General features: G+C 56.3%; 25 protein-coding genes and 1 tRNA gene. 14 read left to right on the top strand and 12 right to left on the bottom strand.

Annotation, left to right across the window (positions count from 1 at the left end; all coding sequences use genetic code 11):
• Nucleotides 1–98: 98 nt before the first annotated feature.
• Nucleotides 99–644, bottom strand: a complete 546-nt coding sequence (rfbC, locus tag ABH909_RS02225) for a dTDP-4-dehydrorhamnose 3,5-epimerase (RefSeq protein WP_429430161.1) — start codon at nucleotides 642–644, stop codon at nucleotides 99–101.
• Between the two features lie 119 nt (nucleotides 645–763).
• Entirely contained in the window at nucleotides 764–1,288 is a 525-nt protein-coding gene (locus tag ABH909_RS02220) for a DUF3916 domain-containing protein (protein ID WP_429430159.1), read from the bottom strand.
• A 220-nt stretch (nucleotides 1,289–1,508) separates the two neighbouring features.
• Between ABH909_RS02220 and ABH909_RS02215 the strand changes: the two genes are divergently transcribed.
• From ABH909_RS02215 to ABH909_RS02200, 4 genes are all read left to right on the top strand, one after another.
• The gene (locus ABH909_RS02215) at nucleotides 1,509–4,421 is read left to right on the top strand and encodes an aminotransferase (RefSeq protein WP_429430157.1); all 2,913 of its coding nucleotides are present in this window, start codon (nucleotides 1,509–1,511) and stop codon (nucleotides 4,419–4,421) included.
• A 311-nt stretch (nucleotides 4,422–4,732) separates the two neighbouring features.
• Nucleotides 4,733–5,611, top strand: a complete 879-nt coding sequence (gene aguB / locus ABH909_RS02210) for an N-carbamoylputrescine amidase (protein WP_429430155.1) — start codon at nucleotides 4,733–4,735, stop codon at nucleotides 5,609–5,611.
• Between the two features lie 3 nt (nucleotides 5,612–5,614).
• Nucleotides 5,615–6,721, top strand: a complete 1,107-nt coding sequence (gene aguA, locus ABH909_RS02205) for an agmatine deiminase (RefSeq protein ID WP_429430153.1) — start codon at nucleotides 5,615–5,617, stop codon at nucleotides 6,719–6,721.
• 245 nt (nucleotides 6,722–6,966) lie between these two features.
• Nucleotides 6,967–7,179: a hypothetical protein gene (locus tag ABH909_RS02200; protein WP_008068732.1), complete on the top strand. Its 213-nt coding sequence runs from the start codon at nucleotides 6,967–6,969 to the stop codon at nucleotides 7,177–7,179.
• Between the two features lie 227 nt (nucleotides 7,180–7,406).
• On the opposite strand, the gene ABH909_RS02195 is transcribed toward ABH909_RS02200, so the two are convergent.
• A complete protein-coding gene (locus ABH909_RS02195; RefSeq protein WP_429430151.1) occupies nucleotides 7,407–9,494 on the bottom strand; it encodes a TonB-dependent receptor in 2,088 nt (695 codons plus the stop codon).
• Between the two features lie 255 nt (nucleotides 9,495–9,749).
• Here ABH909_RS02195 and ABH909_RS02190 point away from each other — a divergent pair, with 255 nt between their 5' ends.
• The 5 genes from ABH909_RS02190 to ABH909_RS02170 all read left to right on the top strand — a co-directional run bounded on the left by ABH909_RS02190 (nucleotide 9,750) and on the right by ABH909_RS02170 (nucleotide 12,774).
• Entirely contained in the window at nucleotides 9,750–10,445 is a 696-nt protein-coding gene (locus ABH909_RS02190; protein ID WP_429430149.1) for a DsbA family protein, read from the top strand.
• Nucleotides 10,446–10,558: 113 nt separating this feature from the next.
• Nucleotides 10,559–11,305, top strand: coding sequence for a 2OG-Fe dioxygenase family protein (locus ABH909_RS02185; protein WP_429430147.1), 747 nt, complete (start codon nucleotides 10,559–10,561; stop codon nucleotides 11,303–11,305).
• Nucleotides 11,306–11,351: 46 nt separating this feature from the next.
• Nucleotides 11,352–11,765, top strand: a complete 414-nt coding sequence (locus ABH909_RS02180) for a GNAT family N-acetyltransferase (RefSeq protein WP_429439723.1) — start codon at nucleotides 11,352–11,354, stop codon at nucleotides 11,763–11,765.
• Nucleotides 11,762–12,478 (top strand): AzlC family ABC transporter permease, encoded by a 717-nt coding sequence (locus ABH909_RS02175; RefSeq protein WP_429430145.1) that lies wholly within the window; start codon nucleotides 11,762–11,764, stop codon nucleotides 12,476–12,478. The genes ABH909_RS02180 and ABH909_RS02175 overlap by 4 nt, the downstream gene beginning before the upstream one ends.
• A complete protein-coding gene (locus ABH909_RS02170) occupies nucleotides 12,457–12,774 on the top strand; it encodes an AzlD domain-containing protein (RefSeq protein WP_008068739.1) in 318 nt (105 codons plus the stop codon). Before ABH909_RS02175 ends, ABH909_RS02170 begins: the two co-directional genes overlap by 22 nt.
• Here ABH909_RS02170 and ABH909_RS02165 read toward each other — a convergent pair.
• Together ABH909_RS02165 and ABH909_RS02160 are read right to left on the bottom strand one after the other, a co-directional pair.
• Nucleotides 12,691–13,617: a LysR family transcriptional regulator gene (locus tag ABH909_RS02165; protein WP_429430143.1), complete on the bottom strand. Its 927-nt coding sequence runs from the start codon at nucleotides 13,615–13,617 to the stop codon at nucleotides 12,691–12,693. The genes ABH909_RS02170 and ABH909_RS02165 overlap by 84 nt on opposite strands.
• 580 nt (nucleotides 13,618–14,197) lie before the next feature.
• Nucleotides 14,198–15,355: an AAA family ATPase gene (locus ABH909_RS02160; protein WP_429430141.1), complete on the bottom strand. Its 1,158-nt coding sequence runs from the start codon at nucleotides 15,353–15,355 to the stop codon at nucleotides 14,198–14,200.
• Nucleotides 15,356–15,625: 270 nt separating this feature from the next.
• Here ABH909_RS02160 and ABH909_RS02155 point away from each other — a divergent pair, with 270 nt between their 5' ends.
• Entirely contained in the window at nucleotides 15,626–15,847 is a 222-nt protein-coding gene (locus tag ABH909_RS02155) for a tautomerase family protein (protein ID WP_007897514.1), read from the top strand.
• A gap of 42 nt (nucleotides 15,848–15,889) precedes the next feature.
• On the top strand, nucleotides 15,890–16,600 hold the full coding sequence (locus ABH909_RS02150; protein ID WP_429430139.1) for an SDR family NAD(P)-dependent oxidoreductase: 711 nt from the start codon (nucleotides 15,890–15,892) through the stop codon (nucleotides 16,598–16,600).
• A gap of 66 nt (nucleotides 16,601–16,666) precedes the next feature.
• Here ABH909_RS02150 and ABH909_RS02145 read toward each other — a convergent pair whose 3' ends face one another.
• Nucleotides 16,667–16,990 (bottom strand): hypothetical protein, encoded by a 324-nt coding sequence (locus ABH909_RS02145; protein ID WP_429430137.1) that lies wholly within the window; start codon nucleotides 16,988–16,990, stop codon nucleotides 16,667–16,669.
• 296 nt (nucleotides 16,991–17,286) lie between these two features.
• Between ABH909_RS02145 and ABH909_RS02140 the strand changes: the two genes are divergently transcribed.
• Complete coding sequence (locus ABH909_RS02140) at nucleotides 17,287–18,036, top strand: hydroxypyruvate isomerase family protein (RefSeq protein ID WP_429430135.1); 750 nt, start codon at nucleotides 17,287–17,289, stop codon at nucleotides 18,034–18,036.
• A gap of 325 nt (nucleotides 18,037–18,361) precedes the next feature.
• Here ABH909_RS02140 and ABH909_RS02135 read toward each other — a convergent pair whose 3' ends face one another.
• Entirely contained in the window at nucleotides 18,362–19,261 is a 900-nt protein-coding gene (locus ABH909_RS02135) for a LysR family transcriptional regulator (protein WP_429430133.1), read from the bottom strand.
• 158 nt (nucleotides 19,262–19,419) lie between these two features.
• Here ABH909_RS02135 and ABH909_RS02130 point away from each other — a divergent pair, with 158 nt between their 5' ends.
• Nucleotides 19,420–20,979, top strand: a complete 1,560-nt coding sequence (locus tag ABH909_RS02130) for an MFS transporter (protein ID WP_429430131.1) — start codon at nucleotides 19,420–19,422, stop codon at nucleotides 20,977–20,979.
• A 181-nt stretch (nucleotides 20,980–21,160) separates the two neighbouring features.
• The gene (locus ABH909_RS02125) at nucleotides 21,161–21,802 is read left to right on the top strand and encodes a BRCT domain-containing protein (RefSeq protein WP_429430129.1); all 642 of its coding nucleotides are present in this window, start codon (nucleotides 21,161–21,163) and stop codon (nucleotides 21,800–21,802) included.
• A gap of 175 nt (nucleotides 21,803–21,977) precedes the next feature.
• On the opposite strand, the gene ABH909_RS02120 is transcribed toward ABH909_RS02125, so the two are convergent.
• The 5 genes from ABH909_RS02120 to ABH909_RS02100 form a co-directional block, all read right to left on the bottom strand.
• A tRNA-Thr gene (locus ABH909_RS02120) sits at nucleotides 21,978–22,053 on the bottom strand.
• Between the two features lie 78 nt (nucleotides 22,054–22,131).
• The gene (locus ABH909_RS02115; protein WP_429430128.1) at nucleotides 22,132–22,956 is read right to left on the bottom strand and encodes an FkbM family methyltransferase; all 825 of its coding nucleotides are present in this window, start codon (nucleotides 22,954–22,956) and stop codon (nucleotides 22,132–22,134) included.
• Nucleotides 22,957–23,299: 343 nt separating this feature from the next.
• Entirely contained in the window at nucleotides 23,300–24,529 is a 1,230-nt protein-coding gene (locus tag ABH909_RS02110; RefSeq protein ID WP_429430126.1) for a methyltransferase, read from the bottom strand.
• Entirely contained in the window at nucleotides 24,510–25,199 is a 690-nt protein-coding gene (locus tag ABH909_RS02105; RefSeq protein WP_123498398.1) for an ABC transporter permease, read from the bottom strand. Before ABH909_RS02105 ends, ABH909_RS02110 begins: the two co-directional genes overlap by 20 nt.
• Complete coding sequence (locus tag ABH909_RS02100) at nucleotides 25,196–25,891, bottom strand: ABC transporter permease (protein ID WP_008068748.1); 696 nt, start codon at nucleotides 25,889–25,891, stop codon at nucleotides 25,196–25,198. Before ABH909_RS02100 ends, ABH909_RS02105 begins: the two co-directional genes overlap by 4 nt.
• Between the last annotated feature and the right edge of the window lie 55 nt (nucleotides 25,892–25,946).

Genomic DNA, 25,946 nt, shown 5'->3' with positions numbered 1-25,946 from the left:
AGCGCCTATGGGTATGGACGCATTATGCCTAGGCTTGCGGGCGCAGTCTGCGCACCAGGATCAAGTGCGCATTGACGGTGAACATTCACACAGGAATTTCAGGAAAAGACTTCAGCGTCCTTGAAGAACGCGGCGGACTGATCTTTGGCTGACAGTTTCGGTGCTTCGTCCAGCTGCCAGTCGATGCCCAGGTCCGGATCGTCCCAGCGAATGCTGCGCTCGGCCGACGGGGTGTAGTAGTCGGTGGTTTTGTAGAGGAACTCGGCGAAATCGCTCAGTACCACGAAACCATGGGCAAAACCTTCAGGTACCCAAAGTTGGCGATGGTTATCAGCAGACAGACGTACCGCCACCCATTTGCCGAAATGCGGCGAGCTGCGACGAATATCCACCGCCACGTCCAGCACCTCACCGGCGGTGACCCGCACCAGTTTGCCCTGAGTGTTTTCCAACTGGTAATGCAAACCGCGCAGTACACCTTTTTGCGAGCGGGAATGGTTGTCCTGAACGAATTGGGTGTCCAGGCCAGTCGCTTCCTGAAAAGCCTTGGCGTTGAAGCTCTCGTAGAAGAAGCCGCGCTCGTCACCAAATACCTTGGGTTCGATGATCAGAACACCGGGCAGGTCGGTGGTGACTACATTCATGGTGTTTCTCCGGCAATAGGCGTGATGGTCGACATTCTTACGCAAAGTGACGGCGGGTGCGAGTGGGGCGGTGGTTCAGGGGATAAAATTCGTGAGGTCGCTGCGTGATCTGTCACCTGTTAATCGACCTCACCGAAATACCACTGCTCTGCCTCATAGGGTTGTCCGTCACAATCTTCAGCGGTAAAGCGCAAACCTCTTTCTTCCATCCCGTCTGGAAGGACGAGACCCCATTGCGCTGCGAGGCTTTTATCCGCTGGGCAGTATTCACTATCGATTAGCGGGATGTGACTTCGGTGGTAGTCCAGATTGGTGTAAATGCAGATTTCGCTGGTGAACATGTCTGGCAGGCAGATAACCGTGATTACTCGACAGTCGATGGCATTTTCCGGCCTGGCCTGGCGTATGTGATGCGCGGCATTGATCATTTGTTGAGCGCATTCTTTGCGTATGGCAGTGGTGGCTTGTTTACCCTCTACCAGTGTCGTGATAACCGGAGTTTTCCAGTTGCAGTATTTCTGTTCGAGAGTCAGATCGTCCGGAAAATAACCCTCGAAGCGAGAGGCCCAGGCTGCGAGGCCTTTCAATCGACGTGGGATGTTTCGGATTTTTTTGTTTGAGAGTGCAAGGCGGCGCATCGTCATGGTGGCGACTTTATCCTGGGCGGTTGAAGAGTCCTTTGTGGCTATAGGTTGGAATCAGGAACAGTGAAAGGCAATCCGAGATTGCTGTAGGAAAGTTCATCTGAGTAGTCGCTGATCGGAAACCATCCCCAATGCCGACCCTTAGACGGGTATAAGAGGGTTGCGTATCGCCCCAAGCAATGGCGATATAAGCGCCTAATAAAATTTCAGGGGTCGTTGTATGCCGCTCGCTACTTTGATTCACCGCGCCAGTCTGCCCAGCCCGCAAGTGTCTGCGACGCAAGCGCTAGAGCTGCTGAAAGAGCATTACGGGCTGAGCGGGCGGTTGCAGGCTCTTGGGAGCCAGCAGGATCTCAATTTCCGCGTCGACAGCGAGCAGGGGCGTTTTGTCCTGAAAATCTGCCGTGGTGACTATTCGGCGCTGGAGCTGCAAGCCCAACACGCAGGGCTCAAGCATCTGGCTGAACATTCAGGCGTGCCGGTGCCTGAAGTGATCGCGGCCAAAAATGGGGCAGACTTGCTCTCGCTTGAGGTCGGCGGCCAAGCGGTGCACGTGCGCCTGCTTGATTACATCGACGGCCAGTCCCTGACGCACCTCGATCACCTGAGCCGTTCAGTGGTCGCCGGTTTTGGTCGGCTCTGCGGCGAAATGGACCTGGCGCTGGCCGGTTTCAATCACCCAGGCCTTGAGCGCACCCTGCAATGGGACGCTCGTCATGCCAATGCGTTAATCGCGCATTTGCTGCCGGTGATCCAGGATGGCCCGCAACGAAAGCTGATCGCCGAAGCCGCCGAACAGGCCGAGCGCCATTTGCAGCCCTTGGTGGACAAGCTGCCGGTGCAGGCGATTCACATGGACATCACCGACGACAACGTAGTCTGGCAGCGGGATTCGCAGCGCCAATGGCAGTTGCAGGGCGTGATCGATTTCGGCGACCTGGTCCGAACCTGGCGGATCACCGATCTGTCGGTGACCTGCGCCGCGCTGCTGCACCATGCCGATGGCGATCCGTTCTGCATTTTGCCGGCGGTTCGGGCTTATCACGCGGTCAATCCGTTGCAGCATGAAGAGTTGCTGGCGCTCTGGCCGCTGATCGTCGCCCGCTCGGCAGTGCTGGTGCTGAGTGGCGAGCAGCAGGTCAGCATTGATCCGGGCAATGAGTACAGTCGCGACAACCTGACCCATGAGTGGGAAATTTTCCGTGTTGCCACATCGGTGCCGTTGGCGTTGATGGAGGCGGCGATTCTTACCGCAGTCGGTCAAAGCCTGCCGAGCATCGGCAGTGAAGACTTCGCGCCATTGTTGCCGAGTCTGGTGGGGCGTGAATTTGCGTTGATCGATCTGGGCGTGCTCAGTCCGCATTTCGAGGCGGGTAACTGGGAGCAAGAGGGGATCGACCAGCGTCTGCTGACTGAGGCTGCAGCGGCTCACGGTCTGGCGGCCAGTCGATATGGCCAGTATCGTTTGTCCCGCACTCGGCCGGAGTGTGCCAGCGAACCGGATACTTTCCCGCTACACGTTGCGTTGCGAGTGCCCGATGGCACGGCGGTCGAAGCGCCGTTTGCCGGCGTTATCCATATCGAAGGGGAGAACTTGCTGCAATTGGACGGCCCAGAGCTCAGCGTCCGATTGTGGGGTGTGACCCCCTCGGTGCGCAGTAGCGCGGCGCTGGTCAAAGGCCAGGTGCTGGGTTCGGTCAGCGGGCCGTTGATCGTGCAGTTGTGCCGAAGTGCTCAGCTCGACGCGCCGTTGTTTTGCACGCCTTCGCGCTCGGCAGCGTGGCAGGCATTATGTCCTTCACCTGCCGTGTTGCTGGGCCTGGCCTGTGATGCGCAAGAAGAGCTCGACTCGCAGACATTGCTGGCCCGCCGTGACGCGAGTTTCGCTCGCTCCCAGAAACACTATTACGTCGACCCGCCGCGCATCGAGCGCGGCTGGCGCAATCACCTGATCGACATGCAGGGTCGCTCTTACCTCGACATGCTCAACAACGTCGCGGTCCTGGGGCATGGCCATCCGCGCATGGCTGCCGTCGCCAGCCGGCAGTGGTCGTTGCTCAACACCAACTCGCGTTTCCACTACGCGGCGATTGCCGAGTTTTCCGAGCGCTTGCTGAAACTGGCACCGGACAACATGGATCGCGTATTTCTGGTCAACAGCGGCACCGAGGCCAATGACCTGGCGATCCGTCTGGCCTGGGCCTACAGCGGCGGTCGCGACATGCTCAGCGTGCTGGAGGCGTATCACGGTTGGTCAGTCGCGGCGGACGCGGTTTCGACCTCGATTGCCGACAACCCCAAGGCCTTGAGCAGCCGTCCGGACTGGGTGCATCCAGTGACCGCGCCGAACACCTATCGAGGTGAATTTCGTGGCATCGACAGCGCACCGGACTACGTGCGCAGCGTCGAACATAACCTGGCGAAAATTGCCGAGCAGAAACGTCAACTGGCCGGTTTCATCTGCGAGCCGGTGTACGGCAATGCCGGCGGTATCTCGCTGCCGCCGGGCTATTTGAAGCAGGTCTATGCGCTGGTCCGCGCTCAGGGCGGGGTGTGCATCGCCGACGAAGTGCAGGTCGGCTATGGCCGCATGGGCAAATTCTTCTGGGGCTTCGAAGAACAGGGCGTGGTGCCGGACATCATCACCATGGCCAAAGGCATGGGTAACGGCCAACCGTTGGGCGCTGTCATTACCCGACGGGAAATTGCCGAAGCGCTGGAGGCCGAGGGTTACTTCTTCTCATCGGCCGGTGGCAGCCCGGTCAGTTGCCAGATCGGGATGGCGGTGCTGGATGTGATGGAAGAAGAGAAACTCTGGGAGAACGCCCAGGTTGTGGGCGGGTATTTCAAAGAACGCCTTGAAGCGTTGATTGACCAGCATCCGTTGGTGGGAGCGGTGCATGGTTCCGGCTTCTATCTGGGCGTGGAGTTGGTCCGCAATCGAGAAACCCTGGAGCCCGCGACCGAAGAAACCACGGCGTTGTGCGATCGCCTTCGTGAGCTGGGGATCTTCATGCAGCCGACGGGCGATTACCTGAACATTCTCAAGATCAAGCCGCCGATGGTTACGTCGCGTCAGAGCGTGGATTTCTTTGTCGACATGCTGTCCAAAGCCTTGGATGAGGGCCTATAAGCAGCGCTGCGGCCCCCTGTAGGAGCTGCCGAAGGCTGCGATCTTTTGATTTTTGGCATTGGTGATATCGCTAAAGATCAAAAGATCGCAGCCTTCGGCAGCTCCTACCTTGGAATCGCGAAATACCGATTGTTATCGGCTTTGAGTGAGTTGTTTTCGACAGAAAGAATATTTATCGCTTTAAAAGCCGATTTTTATCGGCTATAAAGTCGCCATTGCCCACGGTGTGGATGACTCACGCCCGGTGCAGCCTCTTTCTGTCATCGGTCGATGTCACCCTCGACCCTCAGCACTTGCCCAGGAGATGATTCATGAGCCGTATCGTTACCGTCGCTGCTACCCAGATGGCCTGTTCCTGGGACCTTGAAGCCAACATCGAGACCGCTGAGAAGCTGGTCCGTGAGGCTGCGGCGAAAGGCGCGCAAATCATCCTGATTCAGGAGCTGTTCGAGGCGCCGTACTTCTGCCAGAAACCGAACCCTGATTACCTGCAACTGGCCACGACGGTCGAAGACAACGTTGCGATCAAGCATTTCCAGAAAATTGCCAAAGAGCTGCAGGTCGTTCTGCCAATCAGCTTCTACGAGCTGGCCGGCCGTGCACGTTTCAACAGCATCGCGATCATCGATGCCGACGGCAGCAACCTCGGGATTTATCGTAAAAGCCATATCCCGGATGGCCCTGGCTACCACGAAAAGTACTACTTCAACCCGGGCGACACCGGCTTCAAAGTCTGGAACACCCGTTACGCGAAAATCGGCGTGGGCATCTGCTGGGATCAGTGGTTCCCTGAGTGCGCCCGCAGCATGGCACTGCAAGGCGCGCAAATCCTGTTCTACCCGACCGCCATCGGCAGCGAGCCACACGACAAGACCATTTCGTCCCGCGACCATTGGCAGCGCGTCCAGCAAGGCCATGCCGGCGCCAACCTGATGCCGCTGATTGCCAGCAACCGCATCGGCAATGAAGAGCAGGACGGCTACGACATTACCTTCTACGGCTCGTCGTTCATCGCCAACCAGTTTGGCGAGAAAGTCCAGGAGCTGAATGAAACAGAAGAAGGCATTCTGGTTCACAGTTTCGACCTCGATGAGCTGGAGCACATCCGCAGCGCATGGGGCTCATTCCGTGACCGTCGCCCGAACCTGTACGGCGCGATCAAAACCCTCGACGGTTCCCTGGAGTCCTGAACCATGACCACTTTGAACAGCACCCCTCGCACCGACGGCTTTTACATGCCCGCCGAATGGGCACCACAGACTCAGACCTGGATGGTTTGGCCCGAGCGCCCGGACAACTGGCGCCTGGGCGGCAAACCGGCACAAGCCGCGCATGTGGCGGTGGCCAAGGCCATCGCGCGTTTCGAACCGGTGACCGTGGCAGTCTCCGCTGGCCAGTACGAAAATGCTCGGGCCCGTCTCAACGTGCCGAATATTCGTTTGGTAGAGATGTCCAGCGATGACGCCTGGGTTCGGGATACTGGCCCGACGTTCGTCATCAATAACCGCGGCGAAGTCCGTGGTGTGGATTGGGATTTCAATGCCTGGGGCGGTTTCGACGGTGGTCTGTATTCGCCGTGGAACCGTGACTCGCAGGTGGCGGGCAAGATCCTCGAAATCGAGCGCAGCCCGCGCTATCGCACCGAAGGTTTTGTGCTCGAAGGCGGCTCGATCCATGTCGATGGCGAAGGCACCCTGATCACCACCGAAGAATGCCTGCTCAATCGCAATCGCAACCCGCACATGGACCGTGCACAAATCGAAGCGGTGCTCAGCGCCAATCTGGCTGTGGATAAGATCATTTGGCTGCCCGACGGTCTGTTCAACGATGAAACCGACGGTCATGTGGATAACTTCTGCTGCTACGTGCGTCCGGGCGAAGTACTGCTGGCCTGGACCGATGACCCACAAGACCCGAACTACCCGCGCTGTCAGGCGGCAATGAATGTGCTGCAAAACAGCACCGATGCCAAGGGGCGCCCGTTCACAGTGCACAAGATGCCGATTCCGGGGCCGTTGTACGCTACCGACGAAGAGTGCGCTGGTGTCGATCCGGTGGACGGCACACAGGAGCGCAATCCGACCGTTCGTCTGGCCGGCTCTTACGTGAACTTCCTGATCGTCAACGGCGGCATTATCGCGCCGAGCTTCGACGACCCATTGGACGGTCCGGCCAAAGAGATTTTGCAGACTTTATTCCCGCAGCATGAAGTGGTCATGGTGCCGGGTCGCGAACTGTTACTGGGGGGCGGTAATATCCATTGCCTTACCCAACAACAGCCCGCGCCGCACAAGGAGTGAGTGAGGTCGTAACAGCTTGAGTTGATTGAAGAATCGATTGAGCAGCGATTTAATCTTGTCGTTTCACAGAAAGCCCGCAGCCCATCAGGACTGCGGGCTTTTTTGTATCCACATATCGACACTTCGAGAATATTGGCACAGCTCTTGTATCTTTGATGGCGCAACATGGGGAGGGAGAGAACTTCGATGTTCTGTCATAAACCTTGGATAAGTTAGCCGCTCACAAACCAGGAGAGAGCGCTGAGATGAACGCCGAAATGAACGTCGTGAGCGAGCGGGCAATGCATCCCCTGGCAGTTAACAGCGAATCGCTCCAGGTCTTGGCGCAATGGTTGAAGTCCAATGGAACGCGTCAGATCAGGGAACCTGATCCGCGCCGGATGATGATCGAGCGCTATCCCGCTGGTTTATTCAGCGAGGCGGAACTGGAAGCACTGTGGGATGTGATGGAAGGATAAGAAGAAAAACAAAGGATTGATAAAAGCGCTGCCGGGAAGGCGGCGCTTTTTTATGGGCGAAGGTTTTTATGATCAGTGGAGATCAAATGTGGGAGCGGGCTTGCTCGCGAAAGCGGTATGACGGTCAATGAAGATGTTGAACATGATGGCCCCTTCGCGAGCAAGCCCGCTCCCACAGGTGATCGGTATGAACACAATATTTGTGGCCCAAACCGGATCAGCAGTGGTTAGAAACTGTAAGTACCGGTCACGACCAGGCTCCGTGGTGCGCCCGGTTGAATCTGTGCCGCGCTGGTGGCCGACGAGTAATACTCGCGATCGGTGATGTTGTTCAGTGCCGCCCGCAAATCCCAATCTTTCTGCCGGAACCCGGCCAATGCATCCCAACGGCCATAGCCTGGCAGCACAGTGGTGTTTAGGTTGTCGGCGTAACGCTGACCGACCAGGGTCAAACCGGTTTCGGCGTACCAGCCCATTTCCGGTTTCCAGGTCAGGAACAGGCTGCCATTGCGCTTGGCCACGTTGCTGATGCGTTTGCCTTCAAAGCCATTGTTGTCTTTCTCGACTTTTGCATCCTGCACGCCAACGCCACCGCGCACGTACCAGTTGCCAGCGATCTTGCCGGTGCCGGTCAATTCGATTCCGCGGGAGCGTTGCAGGCCGGTGAGCAAGGTCACGGTCGGATCGTTCGGGTCGCTGGTGCGACGGTTGTAAAGTTCCAGTTCGTAGATCGCCAGCGTTGTGCTCAGGCGATCGTCGAGCCAGTCGCTCTTCACGCCAATTTCCTTCTGTTTGGTCAGCTCAGGGCTCAGGTCGTTGCTGGCCGCGCCTGGGGTGATGCCGATCAAGCCGCCACCGACCGGGGAAAAGGTCTTGGTCCAGGAGGCGTAGAAGGAGTGATTGTGCAGCGGTGTCCAGACCACGCCTACACGTGGGCTGGTGCTGTGGCTGTCACGATCTTCGGAAATGTCCCGTAGCTTGTTGGTCGATTCGATATCGAAGGTGTCGTAACGCAAACCGGCGAGCAGTTGCCATTGATCGTTCAGGCGCAGTTGGTCCTGCACGTACACCGCACGGCTTTCGACTTCGGTGTGCGTGCTGCTAGACACCTGCATGCGTCCGGTATGGCGCAAGTCGCGATTGGGGTTATACAGGTCCAGCGCCGGAACCGGCGAACTGCCGCGCCCCGAAGTTGCTGCGTTATACAACGTCGGATCGCGCCGTTGGCTGCCGATCTCGATACCGGTCAGCAGGCGATGCTCCAGGCCGAATGTATCGAAGCCGCCTTCCAGTTCGACGTTGTTATAGACGTTGCGGGTGGTCAGGTCCTGCTGCCAGTGTTGGCGCGTGACCTTGTTGGTCGCGGGGGTATAACCGGTCAGGTAAGTGTTGTCGAAATCGCTGTTGAGCTTGAATACGCCCAATGTATGACGCAGCTGCCAGTTGTCGCTGAGTTCGTAGCTGAGTTTCGAGCGCAGGGATTGCGCCTTGTCGTCGATGAAATCGTGCTCGCTGCCGTAGGTCGTCTCCGGCCCGACGTCCGCCGGGCGCCCGTTGACCCCGGGGATGCCGCGATCCGGCGTACGGTTGTAGCGGCTGTATTCGTACTGCACCAACCAATTGAGGTCGGGCGTCAGTTGCCAACTCATGGACGGCGCGAACAGTTGGCGATTGCCGCTGACGCCATCGCGAAAGCTGTTCTGATCCATATTGCCCATGTTCAGGCGCAGGCTGATGTTCTCGCTCGGGTCGGTGCTGAGGTCGGCATACAGGCTGCGCAGATCGTCGCTGCCACCCTGGGCTTCAAGAGTCGAGCGGCGACCGAACTCCGGCAGTTTGCTGACCCGGTTGACGATCCCGCCCTGGCTGCCACGGCCATACAAAACCGCCGCCGGGCCTTTGAGGACTTCGATGCGTTCGATGTTGTGCAAATCGCGCACGTACTGGCTGTCGTCACGGATGCCGTCAAGGTAGAAGTCGTTGCTGGCGTCGAATCCACGGATGCGCAGGCTGTCGAAGCGGGTGTCGGCGCCACTGCTGACATTGGGGATGCCACTGAGCGCCGTCCCCAGATCGTTGGTGCCGTAATCCATCACGTTTGCCGTTTTTACCGAATCGATGGCCTGCGGCACGTAACGTACCGGTGTCGCCGTGCGAGTCGCGGTGCTGGTTTCCTTTACGCGCGGATCGTCAACTTGCGCGTCGGCGCTGATCGAGGTCTCGGGTAAAACGGTCGTGGTGGCGCAGGCAAAACCGGCAGACAGAAAAGCGGAAAGCCCAAGGGTGATGGGTGAAAGGTGGGAGGGGGCAGGCATCTGAAGCGCATCCGGAAGGGTAGAGAAATTCGAGGGCGCGAATGGTAATGCTTGTTATTTGCTTTCGTTAATTATTCTTGAAGGTATTCTTTGTTTGATTGTTTCAAGTTGTGTCGAGATTGATGCAAAAATATTGGAGGTCGCATTCGACCGATTCATGAAACAGACTGAAAGCCATTCCAGCGTTTTTCCGAAACTGTCTGGGGATTAACCTGCCGGCATTGAGTTTTCCTACTTTGTTGCCGGAGTCTTCCCATGATCCTTCATTACATTTACGACCCTTTGTGTGGCTGGTGTTACGGCGCGAAACCACTGGTGCAGGCTGCCCAAAGCGTGATGCCGGTGATCGCGCACGGTGGCGGCATGATGACCGGCGCCAACCGCCAGACCGTTTCGCCACAACTGCGTAACTACGTGATGCCTCACGATCGACGCATCGCTGAATTCACCGGCCAGCCGTTTGGCGAGGCGTATTTCGAAGGTTTGCTGCGCGATGAGACGGCAGTGTTCGATTCCGCGCCGCCGATTGCTGCTGTGCTGGCAGCCGAGCAGATCGCTGGCCGCGGGCTAGCATTGCTGGGGCATTTGCAGACGGCTCATTACGTGGAAGGTCGATGCATCGCTGATAACGCCGTGCTGCTGGAACTCGCCACACAGACCGGCCTTGAACCCGAGGCGTTCCAACAGGCATTTAATGAAGCTGACACCGAGCGCCATATCAAGGACAGCCGCGCACTCCTGGCCAAGGTCGGTGGACAGGGTTTTCCGACTTTTGCGCTGGAACAGGATGGCCAGTTCACCCTGGTCGACATCGGCCCCTGGCTCGGCAAGCCGCAAGCCTTCGCCCAATGGTTGAGCCAGTCAGTTACGGCAAAAGAGGGTTTTTTTTCGCCTCATGACCGTAGGAAAATACAAAAAACGACTGTTTTCGATCGCAAAAAGTCGAATTAAAGCAACTTCATACTGCGTTTCAATCAACGCTTGATATGCCTGAAATTCTTTCTCATGGGCTGCAAAACCTGCAACTACTAGATTAGGCCGCTAAATGCAGCGGAGACCTAGTAATGATCGTTTTAAACAGAGAAGTTGGCGAATCGCTACGGCGCGACAAATATGTCAACGTCCAGGGCGCTGACTTCAATCTGTTCGGTCATTTTTCCGACTTCGTCAGATTGACCAAAAGTTGGGAAAACATGGAGCCGGACAGTTATTACGGCCAGGCCGATGCGGGCATGCGTTTCCGTCGTTACAGCGATTTCGAATACAACCCCGTCACCCGTGACTTGACGCAGCTAGAACACCGCGCCTACGTGCAATCGAAGGCCAACAACAGCTATGTTGGCGGACTCGAGCGGCACTTCCAGGACTTCTCCAATGAAGTCATCAATTCGCCGGTGATGCGCAGCCTTATCGATACGGATTTCGAGGTGTACAAACACGTATTGCCGCCGGAGTTGCACGACGAGATCTGGCAATGCCAGATCCATCAGATCCGCATTGAGATCAAGCCAGGCAAGCAGCTGGAAATCACCCCTGAAGGCATTCATTGCGACGGTTATCCGTTCAGCGGTGTGCATTTCTGGGGCCGCAACAACGTGGATGGGGCGGAGAGCCGTTTGTATTCGGTCCAAGAGGAACAGTTGGCGGCGACGACCTATCTGGAAATCCTCGACACCACTTACTTCCTCGATCGTGACATGCGTCACTACGTGACACCGGCACGCAACACCCATGCTCACGAAATGGCCTATCGGCAGATTCTGGCGATTTCCTTCTCGCGGCCCGGGACCGCTTTTGACATTGTTCGCTGAACAGCTAGACCCCATGCTGCACATCGCCGAGTGCCCTGCACCGGTGATGCTGCAGCGCGCAACGGCCAAGGATGCCCAGCGTCTGGAACGCTTCTTTCGGCAATTCGAAGAAGTGTCGTTCTGTGAATGGCAGGACGCCAAATGCCTGCGCGGTGTGTTGGTGCAAAAAACCACCGCTGCGTTCCTCGCACTCGATATCCGTGGCGAAGTGATCGGCGCGGTGTTGGGCGGCATGCTCGGCAGCCGTGGCACCATCAATCACTTGGCGGTAAGCCCGATGTATCGCAGCCAGGGCGTCGGTCAGCGCCTAGTGGAAGCGGCATCGGCAGACATGAAACGGGTCGGTGTGCTGCGGATGTTCCTGTTCGTCGACGATGCTAATCTTGCCGGCAAACGTTTTTGGAGTGCCCAGGGCTTTTGCGAGCCGCGTGGCGAAACGACTTTTGAGAGGGACTTATGAATGAGACGTCCAGCAGCCAGCCGCTGATGGTCGAGCCCCAGCCCTCGCGCACGTTCGCTGAAGCCAGCCCGGTTGTTGCGGGCTACTTCACGGTGTCGTTTGTGTTCGGTTTGATGGCCGTCAATGCCGGATTGCCCGTATGGCTGCCGGTCGCGATGTGCCTGTTCGTCTATGCGGGTGCCTCGCAATTCGCCGCCCTGGCGCTGATCTCCAGCGGCGCATCGCTGACCACCATCATCCTCACCACGTTTCTGATCAATGCACGGCACATGCTGATGTCGGTCTACATGGCCAAGGCTTTGCAGGCGATGGGGCTCAGTCGTCTCGAGCGCTGGTGTTATGCCGGTGGGCTCACCGATGAATCGTTTGCCTTCCACAGCGTCAAACTGGGCAAGGGCGCGCCGGTCAATGTGCGTTATCTGATTGGCTTCAATCTGTATTGCCACACGTCGTGGGTATTGGGTGGTTTGCTGGGAGCAGTCTGCGCGCAGTACGCGGCGCACCTGATCAAATATCAGCTCGACTATGCACTGACCGCGATGATGCTCTATGTGCTGGTATCGCTGTGCAACACCCGCAATAAATTGATCGCCGCACTGGCCGCGGTCGCCTGCATGGGGGTCCTGAGCCTGATCGGCAGCTCACCCTTCAACGTGTTCATCGCCACATTTGTGGGCTGCGGGGTGGGTGTATGCCTGACCAAACGTTCCTGATTTTGGTCGTTGTGCTAATGATGGCCGTGACGTTCCTGCCGCGTGCGTTGCCGCTGCAAGTGAACACCGACCATTGGCCGCCGTTCGTCGCCAGGGCGCTGGAATACCTGCCGGTGGCGATCGTCGCTGCAATCAGCCTTACGCCGCTGTTGATCAAGGATCAGCAGGTGCAGCTCGATCGCCCGGAATTCTATGCAGCGATTCCGACGTTGTTATGTGCGTATTTCAGCAAAAACCTCTTTCTCAGTGTGGCGGTTGGGACGGCTGCGTACATTGCGCTCGGGTCGTTCATGTAGAGACAGAGCGACCACGTCGTTCAAGGCCTGGCCCGACAACTCGGGATTATTGACCGCCAATCGCACTTCGAGGGAATCCTCGAAACCCGGGAAAATGGTCAAGCCATTACGCAGGGCCGCCTCACGGGAAACCATGCCGAGGCCGTCCATTTGCGTGATCAATGACAGGGTCAGGGTCTCGCTGCAGGAATAGATCATCCGCTTGCCTGACTCGTAATTACCAAGGCCGGCGTCGAGAAAACGCAAGAAGCTGTGGGAATACGGACAATCATCGGCAGGACGAACCTGAAACTTATTGCCGATCAGCATCAGCGGATCGTTTTCCTGACCGCAATGAGCACCGACCACCTGCACCTGTACATGGGGCAGGGCAATGCTGGGTAATCCCGGTTGTTGCGGGCCGATCAGCACGGCCAGGTCGAAATCCTCATTCTTCAACTTGCTGAGGTTTTCCATCGACTCGGCGTAGCTGAATTCCAGTTGATAATCAGGAAACACCTCAATGAGGCGTCCGATCATTCGCCGGTTGAAGTCGGCCGAGAGCGTGGTGTTAAGCGCAACCTTGAGCGTACGTTGCCCAGGCACCTTCAGCGCGGCGACTTTCTCTTCCAGTTGCCGCGTGGCGACCAACACTTTGTCCATGTAGGGCGTGAGCTCCGTGCCCTGCGTTGTCAGAGTCAGCCCCTTGTTGGAGCGACGAAACAACCGAAAACCGAACTGCTCTTCAACCTTGTTCAACTGTGCGGCCAATGCCTGCACGGTCAAACAGGAATGCTCTGCCGCCGCCGACAATGAGCCGGTCTGCACAATGCGCATGAGGTTACGTAAGGTTCTACTATCCATTTGGGTAATGCCCTCTGAAGTGGGCTGGCTATTGTTGTGTACCTGGCCGCCGGGTGGGCGTCGGTCGCGTGCTGGCTATGATCCTGCACCTGAGCATGCTTGTCCCGAGTTTAGTAGCGAAATGATTCTGCGTCCGATGGTTTGAGGCTTACACAGGATTAAGGTTTTTGATGGGGTATAGATGATCGGAAGCGAAAAAATGGCTCGTGGGTTTTCTCCAAGTAACGGGAAATCTTTTGCCAAGGCAAAAAAAAGCAGCCTGATCAGGCTGCTTTCATGAATAGGTGCTTGATATTGTGCTCCCTCAAGCAGGGGAGGAGAGGTTTACCCGAACGCTGATTTTCAGGTCATCAACGGGGTTCCTAACGTCGACTATTGCCACCTGAAGGCAGTCGGTTTCGCGCTCTCGATTAAATTTTCTGTCCGCATGAGGCGGCTGTCAACGGGTGTGTTTGACCGTATGTCGGCGTCTTTCCGGGCTGCGAAAATCTCTTTTCGCCAGGAAACAGATGGGGTCGGCTAATTCGTTGGCGGGGGATGTTGCACCTCGCAGCGGAGGTCTGCTCATTCCTCTCCAGCGCTAACTAGCATCCATCAACGCTCGTTCCTCCAACCAGATCTCCTGAACAAACTGGTCTGTAATCGCATAAATCCCATGCCCTCTGCGCATGATGATGTTCTCGGCTACCAGCGCAATTACCACCGGCTGAATCTCTTCAACACGCACCTCTCGACCGACAGTCTTCGAATACTCCGCCGCTGCATCAATTGAGAAAATCCCCCGTGCATCGCCTTCTGTGGATGCGATTTTGTTGAAAATAGCCTGAGCCAGGCTGCCTAACTGCTCCACTTTCTCAAGCTCAATACTGGCCGCTGCCGAGCGCAAAGTACTGGCAATTACTGGCAGAAAAAGATCGGGATCACCTTCTTGCTGCATCAACTGCCGTAGCGCCTTGAGCATTTCTTCAGGTCGATTCCCCAAGGTGTTGAATGCTTCGATGGCAACCTCGAGAGACGGTAACTTTTCCTTCTTCACCGTCATTGCGAGGCGGTTGAGCAGGTATTCAACATAATCACCTTTCAACACCGGATAAGCCGCCGACGTTGCGCCGGCAAACGCCTGGTTCCGCTTTGCGGTCAGTTCACTGACTTGCGCCCGATGCGATCCTGTTCCGATGAACAGAAAGTAGCCCGGTGTATTCGGGCGTGGATTGATTGCATCACGAGCCGCTTTGAGTGCCAGGAGCAACTGATTGCCGTCGTCAGAGGAAATGGCATGCTGCACTTCGTCGATGATCAACACCAAGTCTGTTTTCGCTTGATCGACCACCTCAGTCAGCGCCTGTGCCAACGATGGCCCACCTGCATTGCCAATGCTGTCGAGCTTGAAACCAAACTTGAATCCGGCTGCACCGACATCGACACCGCTAACACGCTTGAGCATTTCGAGCAGACTGGAGCCGGGCGTTTGGAGTTCTTCCAGGCGTTGACGGATAGCGCCATGCACGAGCGTTGCGGGATTGGCCAGTGTGTCGCTCCACAAATCGACGTAAATGACCAGAGCACCTGCTTCTTCCAGGGCCGGGATGAGATCGTTCCTGAGGAAAGTCGTTTTACCGGTCCTGCGCAGGCCGGACAGAACCAGACCTGAGCGCAGACCCTCATCGAGAACTCCCGGATTGAGAAGCTGATTTGCTATCTGTTCAGCCAGGTCAGGGCGCTGAAAAATGCTGCCCATGCGATTACCTCTTTTTATGGATACGCCATAATTATTTGCCAGCCATAATTTGGCATAAAGGTTTGAGTGTGGGCTGGGAGCGTTCAGATCAGCATCTTTCTGAACTTTCGTAGCGAAAGAAAAGGTTCAGGGCATGTAATCCAATAAACTCATTACACCACGTCACTAATGATGTTCCCGTCCCCACCTTTATCCCCCTGACCCAACCTCATACAGTCCTCTCCAACGCCTCCCCATCATTCCGATGAGAAGGTCACAGGAGAACTCATCATGCCTTTTGTCAGCGTTCGCATTACGCGCGATGGCGTTACCTCAGAGCAGAAAGCTCAGGTGATCGCCGAAATCACTGAAACCCTGGAACGCGTCCTCAACAAACGCCCGGACCTGACCCATATCGTGATCGAAGAAGTCGACACCGATAACTGGGGCTATGCCGGAATCACCACTACCCAATACCGCAAGCAACTGGCTGAGGCGCAAGGGCAGTCATGACCGCGTCCGTCAAAACCATCATTCAGTAGTAGAGGGTTCATCATGAGCAATTCGAAAAAAGTCATCGTTATTACTGGCGCCTCTCAAGGTCTCGGCGCAGGCATGGTCAAGGCCTTCCGTGATCTCGATTACCGGATTGTCGCCACTTCGCGTTCGATCCAGCCATCCACCGACCCGGACATCCTCACCGTTGCCGGCGACATCGGCGACCCGGCGATCGCCCAGCGCGTCATCCGTGATGCGATCGAACGTTTTGGCCGTATCGACACCCTGGTCAATAACGCCGGGATCTTCGTCGCGAAGCCGTTTACTGCCTACACCCACGAAGACTACACCGCAGTCTTATCGGTGAACCTGAATGGTTTCTTCTACATCACCCAACTCGCCATCACCGAGATGGAAAAACAAGGCAGCGGTCACGTCGTCAACATCACCACCAGCCTGGTGGACCACGCGATTGACGGTGTGCCGTCGGTATTGGCCTCATTGACCAAAGGTGGATTGAACGCGGCGACCAAATCCTTGGCCATTGAGTACGCCAAGCGTGGCATTCGGGTGAATGCGGTTTCCCCAGGCATCATCAAGACGCCGATGCATGGTGAGGAAACCCACGAAGCACTGGGAAGTTTGCACCCGATTGGGCACATGGGAGAGATCAGCGATATTGCTCAGGCTGTGGTGTATCTGGACAGCGCCAACTTTGTCACCGGCGAGATCCTGCATGTTGATGGGGGGCAGAGTGCGGGGCACTGAGAGCGGTTCAGGAGTAGGGCGCTGTTCACAGCAAGGACGACGACCAGCGCTCTCATCCTTGAGTCATTAACCTCCGAACGGCGCTACCTTGATCGGATCACCCTTTTTCGCGCATGACGGCGGATTCGTCATACCCAGTGTCAGCAGGTTACCGCCGTTAATGATGCAGTTGAACTGCTGGTTATCATTGGTTTTCAGCGCGACATAAGTATTCGTGCCTTCAGTACGACGGCTGACAATACTCAAGTCAGAAGGTGAATAGCCCAACGCGCCGGCGCTCTGAGATTTGATCTGCTCATCGGTTAGCGTGTTGGTACTGCTGGCGATGGAGTTGCAGCCCGCCAGAGTGAACAACAGCGCACCCGCCAGGGTTATTTTGTGAAGAGTCATGGGAGTGTTCCTTACTCGTTTGTGTTTCTTTTCGGTCGTTTGGTGCCACGTACTTACCGGAAATCACAACTGAGGAAAGCAGTGGCTTGTGAAGCGTAGCAGAGGGAGATCTGCTCATTAGTGGCTGAGAGATTTCTTGTGCTGACTGTTCGGGCCAATGCTGTTAGCCCCACGAACCCCAGAAACAACAAAGCCCTCGCATTTCTGCGGGTGCTTTGTTTTGATGCAGTGCTGGAGCAGCGAAGGATGCTCCAGGCTGATGGTTTCATTTCTTCCCAAGGATGGATATTTACCTAATGCTCAAGTTCAACGCTCATCTCGGTTTTCAATTCAATGAATTGCCTTTTCTGCAACGCATCGAAGCCGCCGCCGCAGCGGGTTTTCGGGCAGTAGAGTTCCCGTCGCCCTATGAATTCGACGCGAGCCTCCTGGCAGACCACCTGGCGCAATACAGTCTGCCGTTGATTCAGTTCGCCGCACCGGCTGGCGTTACCAAAGGCATTGCTGCCGTGCAGGGTAAGGAAGAAGAGTTTCGCAACGGGTTGCTCCAGGCCGCCCGCTATGCAAAGGCGCTGGCGTGTTCGGATGTCCACATCATGTCTGGAGTTACGACCCAGGATGAGGCGGCGCTTATCTTCGGGAGCAACCTGGAGTATGCAGTCAAGTACTTCGAGGATCAGGGATTGCGGCCGCTTATCGAAGTAATTTGTACGCAAGAGATGCCGGGCTATTACATGTCTGACTTCAGCAAGGCGCAACAGGTGCTGGAGACCTTCCCGACTGTTGGGCTGATTCTCGATCTTTACCATGCTCAGACTCTGACCGGAGACGCAGCAGATGTTCTGGCCCGGTTTTATGACAGAACCGTCCATGTGCAAATTGCCGACTGCCCGGGTCGTCACGAACCGGGAACGGGGAGCATCGACTTTGCTGCCTTGTTCGCGGCGCTGGAGCAGCGTGGCTATCCAGGATGGATCGGCTGTGAATACCGTCCTACAGGTTCTACCGTTGCGAGTCTTGACTGGATGAAGCAGCTAGGTCGGTAGTGCTTGCGACGCGCGAACGGGATTCGGATTTCACGTACGCCAGAAACAACAAAGCCCTCGCATTTTTGTGAGGGCTTTGTTTTGTATGGTGGCACCAAGAGTCGAATGGATATTTAACTATTTGCCATTAATGATTTTTCTGAAGGTAAATATTCTTTTCTACCTCTAAAACTACCCTTTACTTCTAGATAAGGAAAATCCTCTCGCTCTTAGCCTAGCTGATGAGCTTGGCAAAGGGGCAGGACTGTCAAGTGGTATGATTGTGACATTCTAGACTTAGGGTCATTGCTGCGAGGTAAGTTGCGTCGACGAAAAGACAAACGAACTATCCATGCAGGTCACTAGTAAATAGCTGCCTGTGCATAAAATCTATGAATACCCGTAGTCTTAGAGAAAGATGTTTGCTCGATGGCCATAGAAGCCTGAACACCCCAGTGTGAACCGTATAGTCTGCTAACACCTGAATCAGTTCGCCGTTTTTGATGGACTTAGAGGTCATGAAGTCAGGTAGGCAAGCAATTCCTAAACCTGAACGAGCCACATCGACAATCACTTCCGTCGTGTTGCATACCATGGTCTGGGGTAGCTCGAAATCCGGCTCTCCGGTCTCAATGCGTAGCGGCCAAGGTTCAACCTTCCCTGTCGAAGGAAACTTGTGCAACAAACATGAGTGCGTAGCGAGATCCGCTGGCCGTCCGGGTACACCATACTGTGCGAGATAGTCCGGAGACGCCACAATCTGGAGCTGAAAGCCCCCCAGCCTTCTAGAAATCAACCGAGAGTCACTAGGCTCGCCTGTTCGCAACACAGCATCAAAGCCCTCCTCAATAACGTCGACCATTCGATCAGAAAAATCGATGTCGAGTTCTATTTCGGAGTATGTGCGCATGAATTGAATGATTGCTGGCATCACTAGACCGCTGACTAGAGGCAAGCTAATTCGCAATTTGCCTCTCGGTTGTTCACGGGCATTGCTTAGCTCCATTTCTGCGGCTTCAAGCTCCGACAGTATCCGTCGGCACCGCTCAAGAAACAGTGACCCTTCTAACGTCAGGGCAATACTGCGGGTGTTGCGCTGGAATAGGCGTACACCGAGCTTCTCCTCCAGCCGACCAATACTTTTACCGACGCCAGAGGAGGAAATACCTAGTCGTTTCCCTGCTTCTGTAAAGCTTCGAGTCTCAGCCACCAATACGAATAGTGAAATGCTGCCAAGCGATTCCAAGGGCTGCCCTCATTGCGGACACCAGCGTCCGATATGTTCGGATTGTAGGCCTGTTTTTGTTTGCGGAGGCAAGCCCTAACCTCTTGGTGGGTCGATCACTGCGGACAACCGTGCGCTGAGGACCAACACCTCCGCACACCAATCAGGGAAACATTCAGATGAATTCGACACGTAGCGTTCAGGCGGCTCCCCCGTTATTGAAGTGGATACAGCTATTTGCAGCTTGCCTGACAGGCGTACTCATCCCGCTTTGCTTCACCGGGCCTGCAGTTGTCCTCTCTTCCATCAGCGCAGCCATGGGCGGATCTGCTGTCGAACTCAGTTGGGTCGTCAACGCCTATATCCTGACTTATGGCAGCGCCATGATGGCGGCAGGGAGTCTGACGGATATCTATGGACGCAAGCGGGTGTGGCTGATTGGTCTAGTAATCTTTGTGTTGTCTACCATCGCTATTCCCTTCTCTTCCACTGTCTTGCAAATCGATATCCTAAGGCTTGTACAGGGGTTGGGTGGAGCAGCAGCTTTCGCTGGCGCCATGTCGTCTCTAGCCCAGGTATTTCACGGTGCTGAGCGCACCAAGGTTTTCAGTCTCCTTGGGACGACTTTCGGCATTGGATTAGCTTTGGGCCCATTGGCAGCGGGGCTACTGGTCGACTCCGCAGGCTGGAAATGGACGTTCCACGCTACGGCATTGATAGGCGTAGCGGGCTTCGTACTTGTCTGCGTGAGCGCGACTGATTCTAGAGACCCGGCCAACAATGGTATGGACTGGCCCGGTGCTCTCAGCTTCACGGCCGCACTAACCTTGTTCACCTATGGCATTCTCCTCGCGCCTGAGGACGGTTGGGCCAGTCCAATCGTTTTGGGAAGTGTGGCCGGCGCGATCCTCCTGTCCGTGATCTTCGTGCTGATAGAGCGCCGAACCAGTAATCCTATGCTTGACCTGTCGTTGTTCAAGCAATCCAGGTTTGTTGGTGTGCAAATTCTTGCAGCAAGCCCTGCATTCTTTTTTGTCGTCCTCATCATCATGCTCCCGGCGCGATTCATCGGAGTCGATGGGCTGAGTGCTTTGCAGACAGGACAAATGATGATCGCGCTGGCCGCACCTTTGCTGCTTGTGCCGTTTCTGGCTGCTCAGCTCGCGCGGTACTACACCTCAGGGATGCTCTCGGCGGTCGGGCTGATGCTGGTGTCTGTCGGGCTGTTTTGGCTAGGCGTCGTGCTAGATAGCGGAGTAAGTAATGCGGTAATGCCTATGGCGTTGATCGGCATCGGCATTGGCCTGCCTTGGGGTTTGATGGATGGCATGGCCGTTAGCGTGGTTGAAAAAGAACGCGCGGGAATGGCCACAGGGATTTTTAACGCAGTTCGCGTTTCCGCCGACGGTATAGCCATCGCCGTCGCCGGGGCGTTGTTGGCGACGTTCATTCAATGGGGGCTATTCGATGCCGCCACGAATTTTGCACCGCATCAGATTATGGAAGCATCCGGCCGGGCTGCGCTCGGCGATCTGCAGAATGCCGGCAATCAGCTGCCAGGGCAGTCAGAGCTTTTGCGCCATGAGTACGCGAACGCGTTCCGTCATCTGCTTTTCATCTTGGGCGCTGGCAGCGTGCTCACGGCAGTTGCTGTATTCGCAACGCTCGGTCGGGTGAGCGTGCATGACCATCAACCAGAAGAGGCGGTCCGTCCCGTGATCGTGGGTGACCGCGAGTGATCGATGGCGAGCTCACCTTGTTCAAGTTGCTGGCGTAATCCAGCAAGTGAAGGGAAAGGAGAGGAATCTATTTTCCGTATAAAAATGGGGTGTCTGCGCGCAGCGATGCTAGCTTTGAACACAGCATTTACCCGCTAATGCTTCGGTATCAATCCAGTACCCAACCCAAGGAAAACCCGTAATGGATCTACATCACGAATTCGAGAACAGCAAATTCTTCCACCGCGCCCGTATCGATCGACGCGCCGCCGATGCTTTGGTGGGTTTGGCCGCTGGGATTACGGCGGACGGTACTGTGAACATCACAGAAGCGGTTTTTCTAAAGCAATGGTTGGAAAACAATCTCGCGCATCTGAACGATCCGGTGATCAATCTGCTGTATTCGCGTTTGGCGTGCATGCTTCCGGACGATGCTCTAGACAAGGATGAGTCCCTGGAGCTGCTTAACATCCTGCGTGGTTTTTCTGGAGTGGGTATTGAGGGAGCTAAAGTCGGCGGTGCTGTTGCCGTTGCTCCTACGGACCTTCCTTTCGATTCACCGACTCCTGATTTGGTGTGGAATGGCCGGATGTTTGTATTTACGGGTGTCATGGCCTTTGGGCCACGTAAGGATTGTCAGGCGCTGGTCGAAGAACGAGGTGGTTTGATTGGGGGCGGTGTGAGTAAGAAGGTGCATTACCTGGTGGTCGGTAGCGTGGGTAATGAGCAGTGGCGCCACAGTACTTATGGAACGAAGATCATGAAGGCAGTGGAGTTGCGGGAGGCAGGAGCTTCGATTGCTATTGTGGGTGAGGATCATTGGCAAAAGATGCTGTTTGGTTGAGGTTGCTTCGTTTTTGGTGCCTTGGAAAGGCAGCCCTTTGTCTTGGTCAGCAGATCGTCGTTGGGTTTGACGGACTCATCGCGAGCAGGCTCCCACAGATTCCAGTGTGTGGACAAAAAGTGGAAGTGCCAGAAACAACAAAGCCCTCGCATTTCTGCGAAGGCTTTGTTTTGTATGGTGCCGGCACCAGGAGTCGAACCCGGGACCTACTGATTACAAGTCAGTTGCTCTACCAACTGAGCTATACCGGCATGTTAGGGCGACGATTATAGCGACTGGATCGGTTCTGTAAACCCCTGAATTCAGACTATTTTTACGCAGACGTTTGGTCAGGCGCGAATCAGTACTTTCTTGAGTTTCTGCAGGGCACGCCAGGCTCGGCTGTTTTGCATTGCCCGCAACTGCGCTTCGGCGTGTTCGGCGCGTTGCAGGGCGGCGGCGAGGTGGTTTTCAGCGTCGGTGATGGGGTGGCTGAAGTTGTGGCCGCGGCAGAACTGGAATTCGTCCAGGTTGCAGGGCGGAATGTCGAAGGCGGGTTTGAGGGCCAGGTGTTCTTCGGCGAGGTAGTAAGTGTTGATGCCGTCGAACAGGATGGGCTGGTAGCCGGCGCCGGTGACGAGGGTTTCCCAGGTCTGGTCGCGTTCCCATGGGGTTTCGATGAGGATGATCCATGGTCGCCATCGGGTGAAGTCCATGCCGCGCAGGACGGTTTCTTCGTGGCCTTCGACGTCAATTTTCAAGAAGTGAATCGGACGGTTCCCGGCGTGTTGTTCGCAGATGGAGGCCAGGGTGCGGGATTTGACGGTTTGACTGCGCACGTCCATGCCGGCGTCTTTGTGTTGCTGGGCCAAGGCCGGGTCGAGGGTCGACAGGCCGGTGCCGGCGATGCCGTAGAAGGTCAGGTCGTCGGCGCTTTCGCCGGCCACGCATTGCAGGTTGATGTCGTTGGGGCGTTGTTCGCACAGGGCGTCGTAATAATTTGGCATGGGTTCGACGTTGATGCCGGTCCAGCCGCGGTCATAGAAGGCCTTGGTGACGGAGTCTTGGGTGGGGTGGTTGGCCCCGATATCGATATAAAAGCCATTTTCGACGTATTTGAGGGCGCGCCACAGGCGGATGTCTTCGAAATTCTGGGCGTAAGAAATGAACGTCACGGTCGCATCCTGTCGGTCAGATTTTTCTTGTTCATGGCCGCACTGTCAGCGTCCTTGTATGCGTGTATAGCAAGGGACGTTGCAAGGCGCAATTTTCCGCTATGGATGTCCGGTGTTCGGCGGTTATGTCGTTTTGATTAAATGCTTATGCACAATCGGGCAAGGGCGATGGCCTGCTCATTACGATTTTGTGAACTCGTTCTCATTTGTCCGCAAATGCCTGTTTTTTGGCTTTTTTATTGGTGTGAACAAAAAATGATCAGTAGTGTTTAAGGCGTAAAACAGCGTGGATATTGGATCCATGATAATTCCATCAACAGAGTTATCCACAGGCTGTGGCTATTTAAGGACGTTCTGCAAGGAGTAGGAAATTGCGCGGTGTGAGTGGGGTTTCACAGAAGGTGCCGAGGCGAACGACGTAACCCTGTTCAATGAGGAAAAGTGCCCGATCAAGTACCAGCCACAGCTCCAGCGGCCGTCGGAAAAGACCTCGCAGCAGCTCCAGATTGCGCACTTCAGCCAATCGCTGCCAACCGGCGGTTTCGAGTGTAGTCCAATCTGGCGCGCCGACTGTGGATAAGTCTTTGAGTGCTGCCAGATCGCGGCAGTAATCGGCGAAAGACTTGTCCAGCCAGGCGCTGGGCAGGGAAGGGGTTGGCAGGTATTCGTCGACGCCGCGCAGTTGCCGTTGCAGCAAGTCGAACGCCAGGCGCCGGGCCATGGAGGTGTCGCGCTGGCGTCGGACGCGAGCGCCGGCGGTGACGGTTTCGCTCATTGGTAGCGCAAGATCATCAAGGGAGAGATGGAGATCGGAGCGCTCAGCCGCGCAGGAAAGCGACTGATAGGTGTCCAGATTGATCCGGTTATAGCAGCACGGTGCGATGGCCAGTTGTTTGCAACCGGCGGCGCTGGCGAGCTGGATCAGTCGCACATGCAGATCACCGCAGGCGTGCAGCGCTACGGGCGTTTGATCGGCATTCAACCAAGAGGCTGCGTCAGGGGCGAGCACATCCTGCTCGACATGCAGCGCATGCAATTGATGACGCTGGCTGAGTGCCTGGCCGCTGGCGACCAGCATCGGGTCGAACTCCAGGCAGGTCAGTTGTTGCCCGGTTTGCAACAGGCGCCGCCCCAAATGGCCCTTGCCCGAACACCAATCCAGCCAATGTGTCGGTGCATGAGCAAATTGCAGGCGACCGGCGAACGCTTCAATCTGCTGCCATTTACGTCCCGGCACATCCACATTCAAGCGAGGACTTGCCGCTTCAAGTTCGCGAGCCGGTAATTCATCCACCGCGCTCAGTTCAGCAGACATCGCCGCCAATGAAGCAAACGGCTCCGGTGCATCGAGCAAACAAGGTTGGTTATGACTGCTTTCCGCATCCTCCAGCGATCGGCCGCGTAGCCAAAACGCCAACTCTGGGTAGGACGTTTCCCAAGGCAATTGCAGATGGGTAAACGGTCGAGGCTTCCACAGCGCTTGATGCTCGATCAGAAAAGCATCCAACGCGGTGAAACGGGCGAGCAGGGCCTCGCCCGTCAGCACGCAGGCATCAACGCCCTTGGCAGGCATCGACGCGCAGCCAGCGCTCCAGCAGCTTGAAGCCACGAACCAGCACGTAAGCCATCAGCAGATAGAACATGCCCGCGGCGAAGAAGATCTCCACCGGCAAGTAGGTGCGAGCGATGATGGTGCGAGCCATGCCGGTCAATTCCAGCAAGGTCACGGTGCTGGCCAGGGCACTGGCCTTGAGCATCAGGATCACTTCATTGCTGTAGGCCGGCAGGCCGATGCGCGCCGCACGCGGCAGCATGATGTAAAACAGCGCTTTGGCCCGGGACATACCCAGCGCTCGCGCCGCTTCAATCTCGCCCGGTGGAATGGCCTGGATCGCGCCGCGCAGGATCTCGGCGATGTAGGCCGCGGTGTGCAGGGTCATGGTCGCCGTGGCGCACCAGAACGGACTGCGCAGGTACGGCCACATCGAGCTGTTACGCACCGCGTCGAACTGTGCCAGGCCGTAATAGACCAGAAACAGCTGAACCAGCAACGGTGTACCACGGAAAAAGAAGATGTAGCCGTAGGGGAATGCCCGCACATACCAGAGTCGCGACGAACGAGCGATGCCCAGCGGAATCGCCAGCAGCAATCCGGCGATCACGGCGATAGCCACCAGTTCCAGAGTCAGCGTCGCGCCCTGAGCCAGTTTTGGCAGCCACTTGATGATGACTTCCCAGTTCATTGGGTGCTCCTCGCGAAGCCGCGAGCGGCGCGTCGTTCCATAAAGTGCATGCCGGTCATGGCCAGAATGGTCAGGCCCAGATACATGAAGGCGGCCACCATGTAGAAGGTGAACGGTTGCTTGGAGATGGTCACGCCGATTTGTGTGTGACGCATGATTTCTTCCAGGCCGATGACAGAGACCAACGCGGTGTCTTTCATCAGAATCATGAACAGGTTGCCCAGGCCCGGCAGGGCGATGCGCCACATCTGCGGCATGATCAGCCGGGTGAAGATGCGAAATTTCGACAGACCCAGGGCCACGCCGGCTTCACGGTGACCCTTTGGGATCGCCAGAATCGCACCGCGAAACACTTCCGTGGCGTAGGCGCCGAAGCATAGTCCCAGCGCAATCACGCCGGCGGCGAAGGCGTTGAGTTCGAGGTCGGGGTTGCCGAAAAACTCGCCCAAGGCACGCATCAGGTTGACTGTGCCGAAGTAGATCAACAGCACCCAGAGCAATTCCGGGATGCCGCGAACCAGCGTGGAATAAGTGCCGCCAAGCCATTGCAGCGGCTTGTACGGGGAAGTCTTGGCCAAGGCGCCGAGCAGACCGAGCACCAGCCCCAGGCACAAGGCCGAGAGTGCCAGTTTCACAGTCATCAGCGCACCAGCGGCGAGCGCCGGGCCGAATCCGTAGAGGTCGATAATCATGGATTTCTTTTCAAATCGCGGCAGGCAAGGCGAAGGACCGACACCGTCAGAAAAC

This window comes from Pseudomonas sp. BS3782 TE3695, from assembly GCF_050435305.1.
In the GTDB taxonomy this organism is placed as follows: domain Bacteria; phylum Pseudomonadota; class Gammaproteobacteria; order Pseudomonadales; family Pseudomonadaceae; genus Aquipseudomonas.
This window is presented reverse-complemented; position numbering and strand designations above follow the sequence as displayed.

What these genes read in the sequence shown, in the direction of transcription:
- rfbC (WP_429430161.1), bottom strand. Translation starts at nt 644, where the DNA reads ATGAATGTAGTCACCACCGACCTGCCCGGTGTTCTGATCATCGAACCC.
- ABH909_RS02220 (WP_429430159.1), bottom strand. Translation starts at nt 1,288, where the DNA reads ATGACGATGCGCCGCCTTGCACTCTCAAACAAAAAAATCCGAAACATC.
- ABH909_RS02215 (WP_429430157.1), top strand. Translation starts at nt 1,509, where the DNA reads ATGCCGCTCGCTACTTTGATTCACCGCGCCAGTCTGCCCAGCCCGCAA.
- aguB (WP_429430155.1), top strand. Translation starts at nt 4,733, where the DNA reads ATGAGCCGTATCGTTACCGTCGCTGCTACCCAGATGGCCTGTTCCTGG.
- aguA (WP_429430153.1), top strand. Translation starts at nt 5,615, where the DNA reads ATGACCACTTTGAACAGCACCCCTCGCACCGACGGCTTTTACATGCCC.
- ABH909_RS02200 (WP_008068732.1), top strand. Translation starts at nt 6,967, where the DNA reads ATGAACGCCGAAATGAACGTCGTGAGCGAGCGGGCAATGCATCCCCTG.
- ABH909_RS02195 (WP_429430151.1), bottom strand. Translation starts at nt 9,494, where the DNA reads ATGCCTGCCCCCTCCCACCTTTCACCCATCACCCTTGGGCTTTCCGCT.
- ABH909_RS02190 (WP_429430149.1), top strand. Translation starts at nt 9,750, where the DNA reads ATGATCCTTCATTACATTTACGACCCTTTGTGTGGCTGGTGTTACGGC.
- ABH909_RS02185 (WP_429430147.1), top strand. Translation starts at nt 10,559, where the DNA reads ATGATCGTTTTAAACAGAGAAGTTGGCGAATCGCTACGGCGCGACAAA.
- ABH909_RS02180 (WP_429439723.1), top strand. Translation starts at nt 11,352, where the DNA reads ATGCTGCAGCGCGCAACGGCCAAGGATGCCCAGCGTCTGGAACGCTTC.
- ABH909_RS02175 (WP_429430145.1), top strand. Translation starts at nt 11,762, where the DNA reads ATGAATGAGACGTCCAGCAGCCAGCCGCTGATGGTCGAGCCCCAGCCC.
- ABH909_RS02170 (WP_008068739.1), top strand. Translation starts at nt 12,457, where the DNA reads ATGCCTGACCAAACGTTCCTGATTTTGGTCGTTGTGCTAATGATGGCC.
- ABH909_RS02165 (WP_429430143.1), bottom strand. Translation starts at nt 13,617, where the DNA reads ATGGATAGTAGAACCTTACGTAACCTCATGCGCATTGTGCAGACCGGC.
- ABH909_RS02160 (WP_429430141.1), bottom strand. Translation starts at nt 15,355, where the DNA reads ATGGGCAGCATTTTTCAGCGCCCTGACCTGGCTGAACAGATAGCAAAT.
- ABH909_RS02155 (WP_007897514.1), top strand. Translation starts at nt 15,626, where the DNA reads ATGCCTTTTGTCAGCGTTCGCATTACGCGCGATGGCGTTACCTCAGAG.
- ABH909_RS02150 (WP_429430139.1), top strand. Translation starts at nt 15,890, where the DNA reads ATGAGCAATTCGAAAAAAGTCATCGTTATTACTGGCGCCTCTCAAGGT.
- ABH909_RS02145 (WP_429430137.1), bottom strand. Translation starts at nt 16,990, where the DNA reads ATGACTCTTCACAAAATAACCCTGGCGGGTGCGCTGTTGTTCACTCTG.
- ABH909_RS02140 (WP_429430135.1), top strand. Translation starts at nt 17,287, where the DNA reads ATGCTCAAGTTCAACGCTCATCTCGGTTTTCAATTCAATGAATTGCCT.
- ABH909_RS02130 (WP_429430131.1), top strand. Translation starts at nt 19,420, where the DNA reads ATGAATTCGACACGTAGCGTTCAGGCGGCTCCCCCGTTATTGAAGTGG.
- ABH909_RS02125 (WP_429430129.1), top strand. Translation starts at nt 21,161, where the DNA reads ATGGATCTACATCACGAATTCGAGAACAGCAAATTCTTCCACCGCGCC.
- ABH909_RS02110 (WP_429430126.1), bottom strand. Translation starts at nt 24,529, where the DNA reads ATGCCTGCCAAGGGCGTTGATGCCTGCGTGCTGACGGGCGAGGCCCTG.
- ABH909_RS02105 (WP_123498398.1), bottom strand. Translation starts at nt 25,199, where the DNA reads ATGAACTGGGAAGTCATCATCAAGTGGCTGCCAAAACTGGCTCAGGGC.
- ABH909_RS02100 (WP_008068748.1), bottom strand. Translation starts at nt 25,891, where the DNA reads ATGATTATCGACCTCTACGGATTCGGCCCGGCGCTCGCCGCTGGTGCG.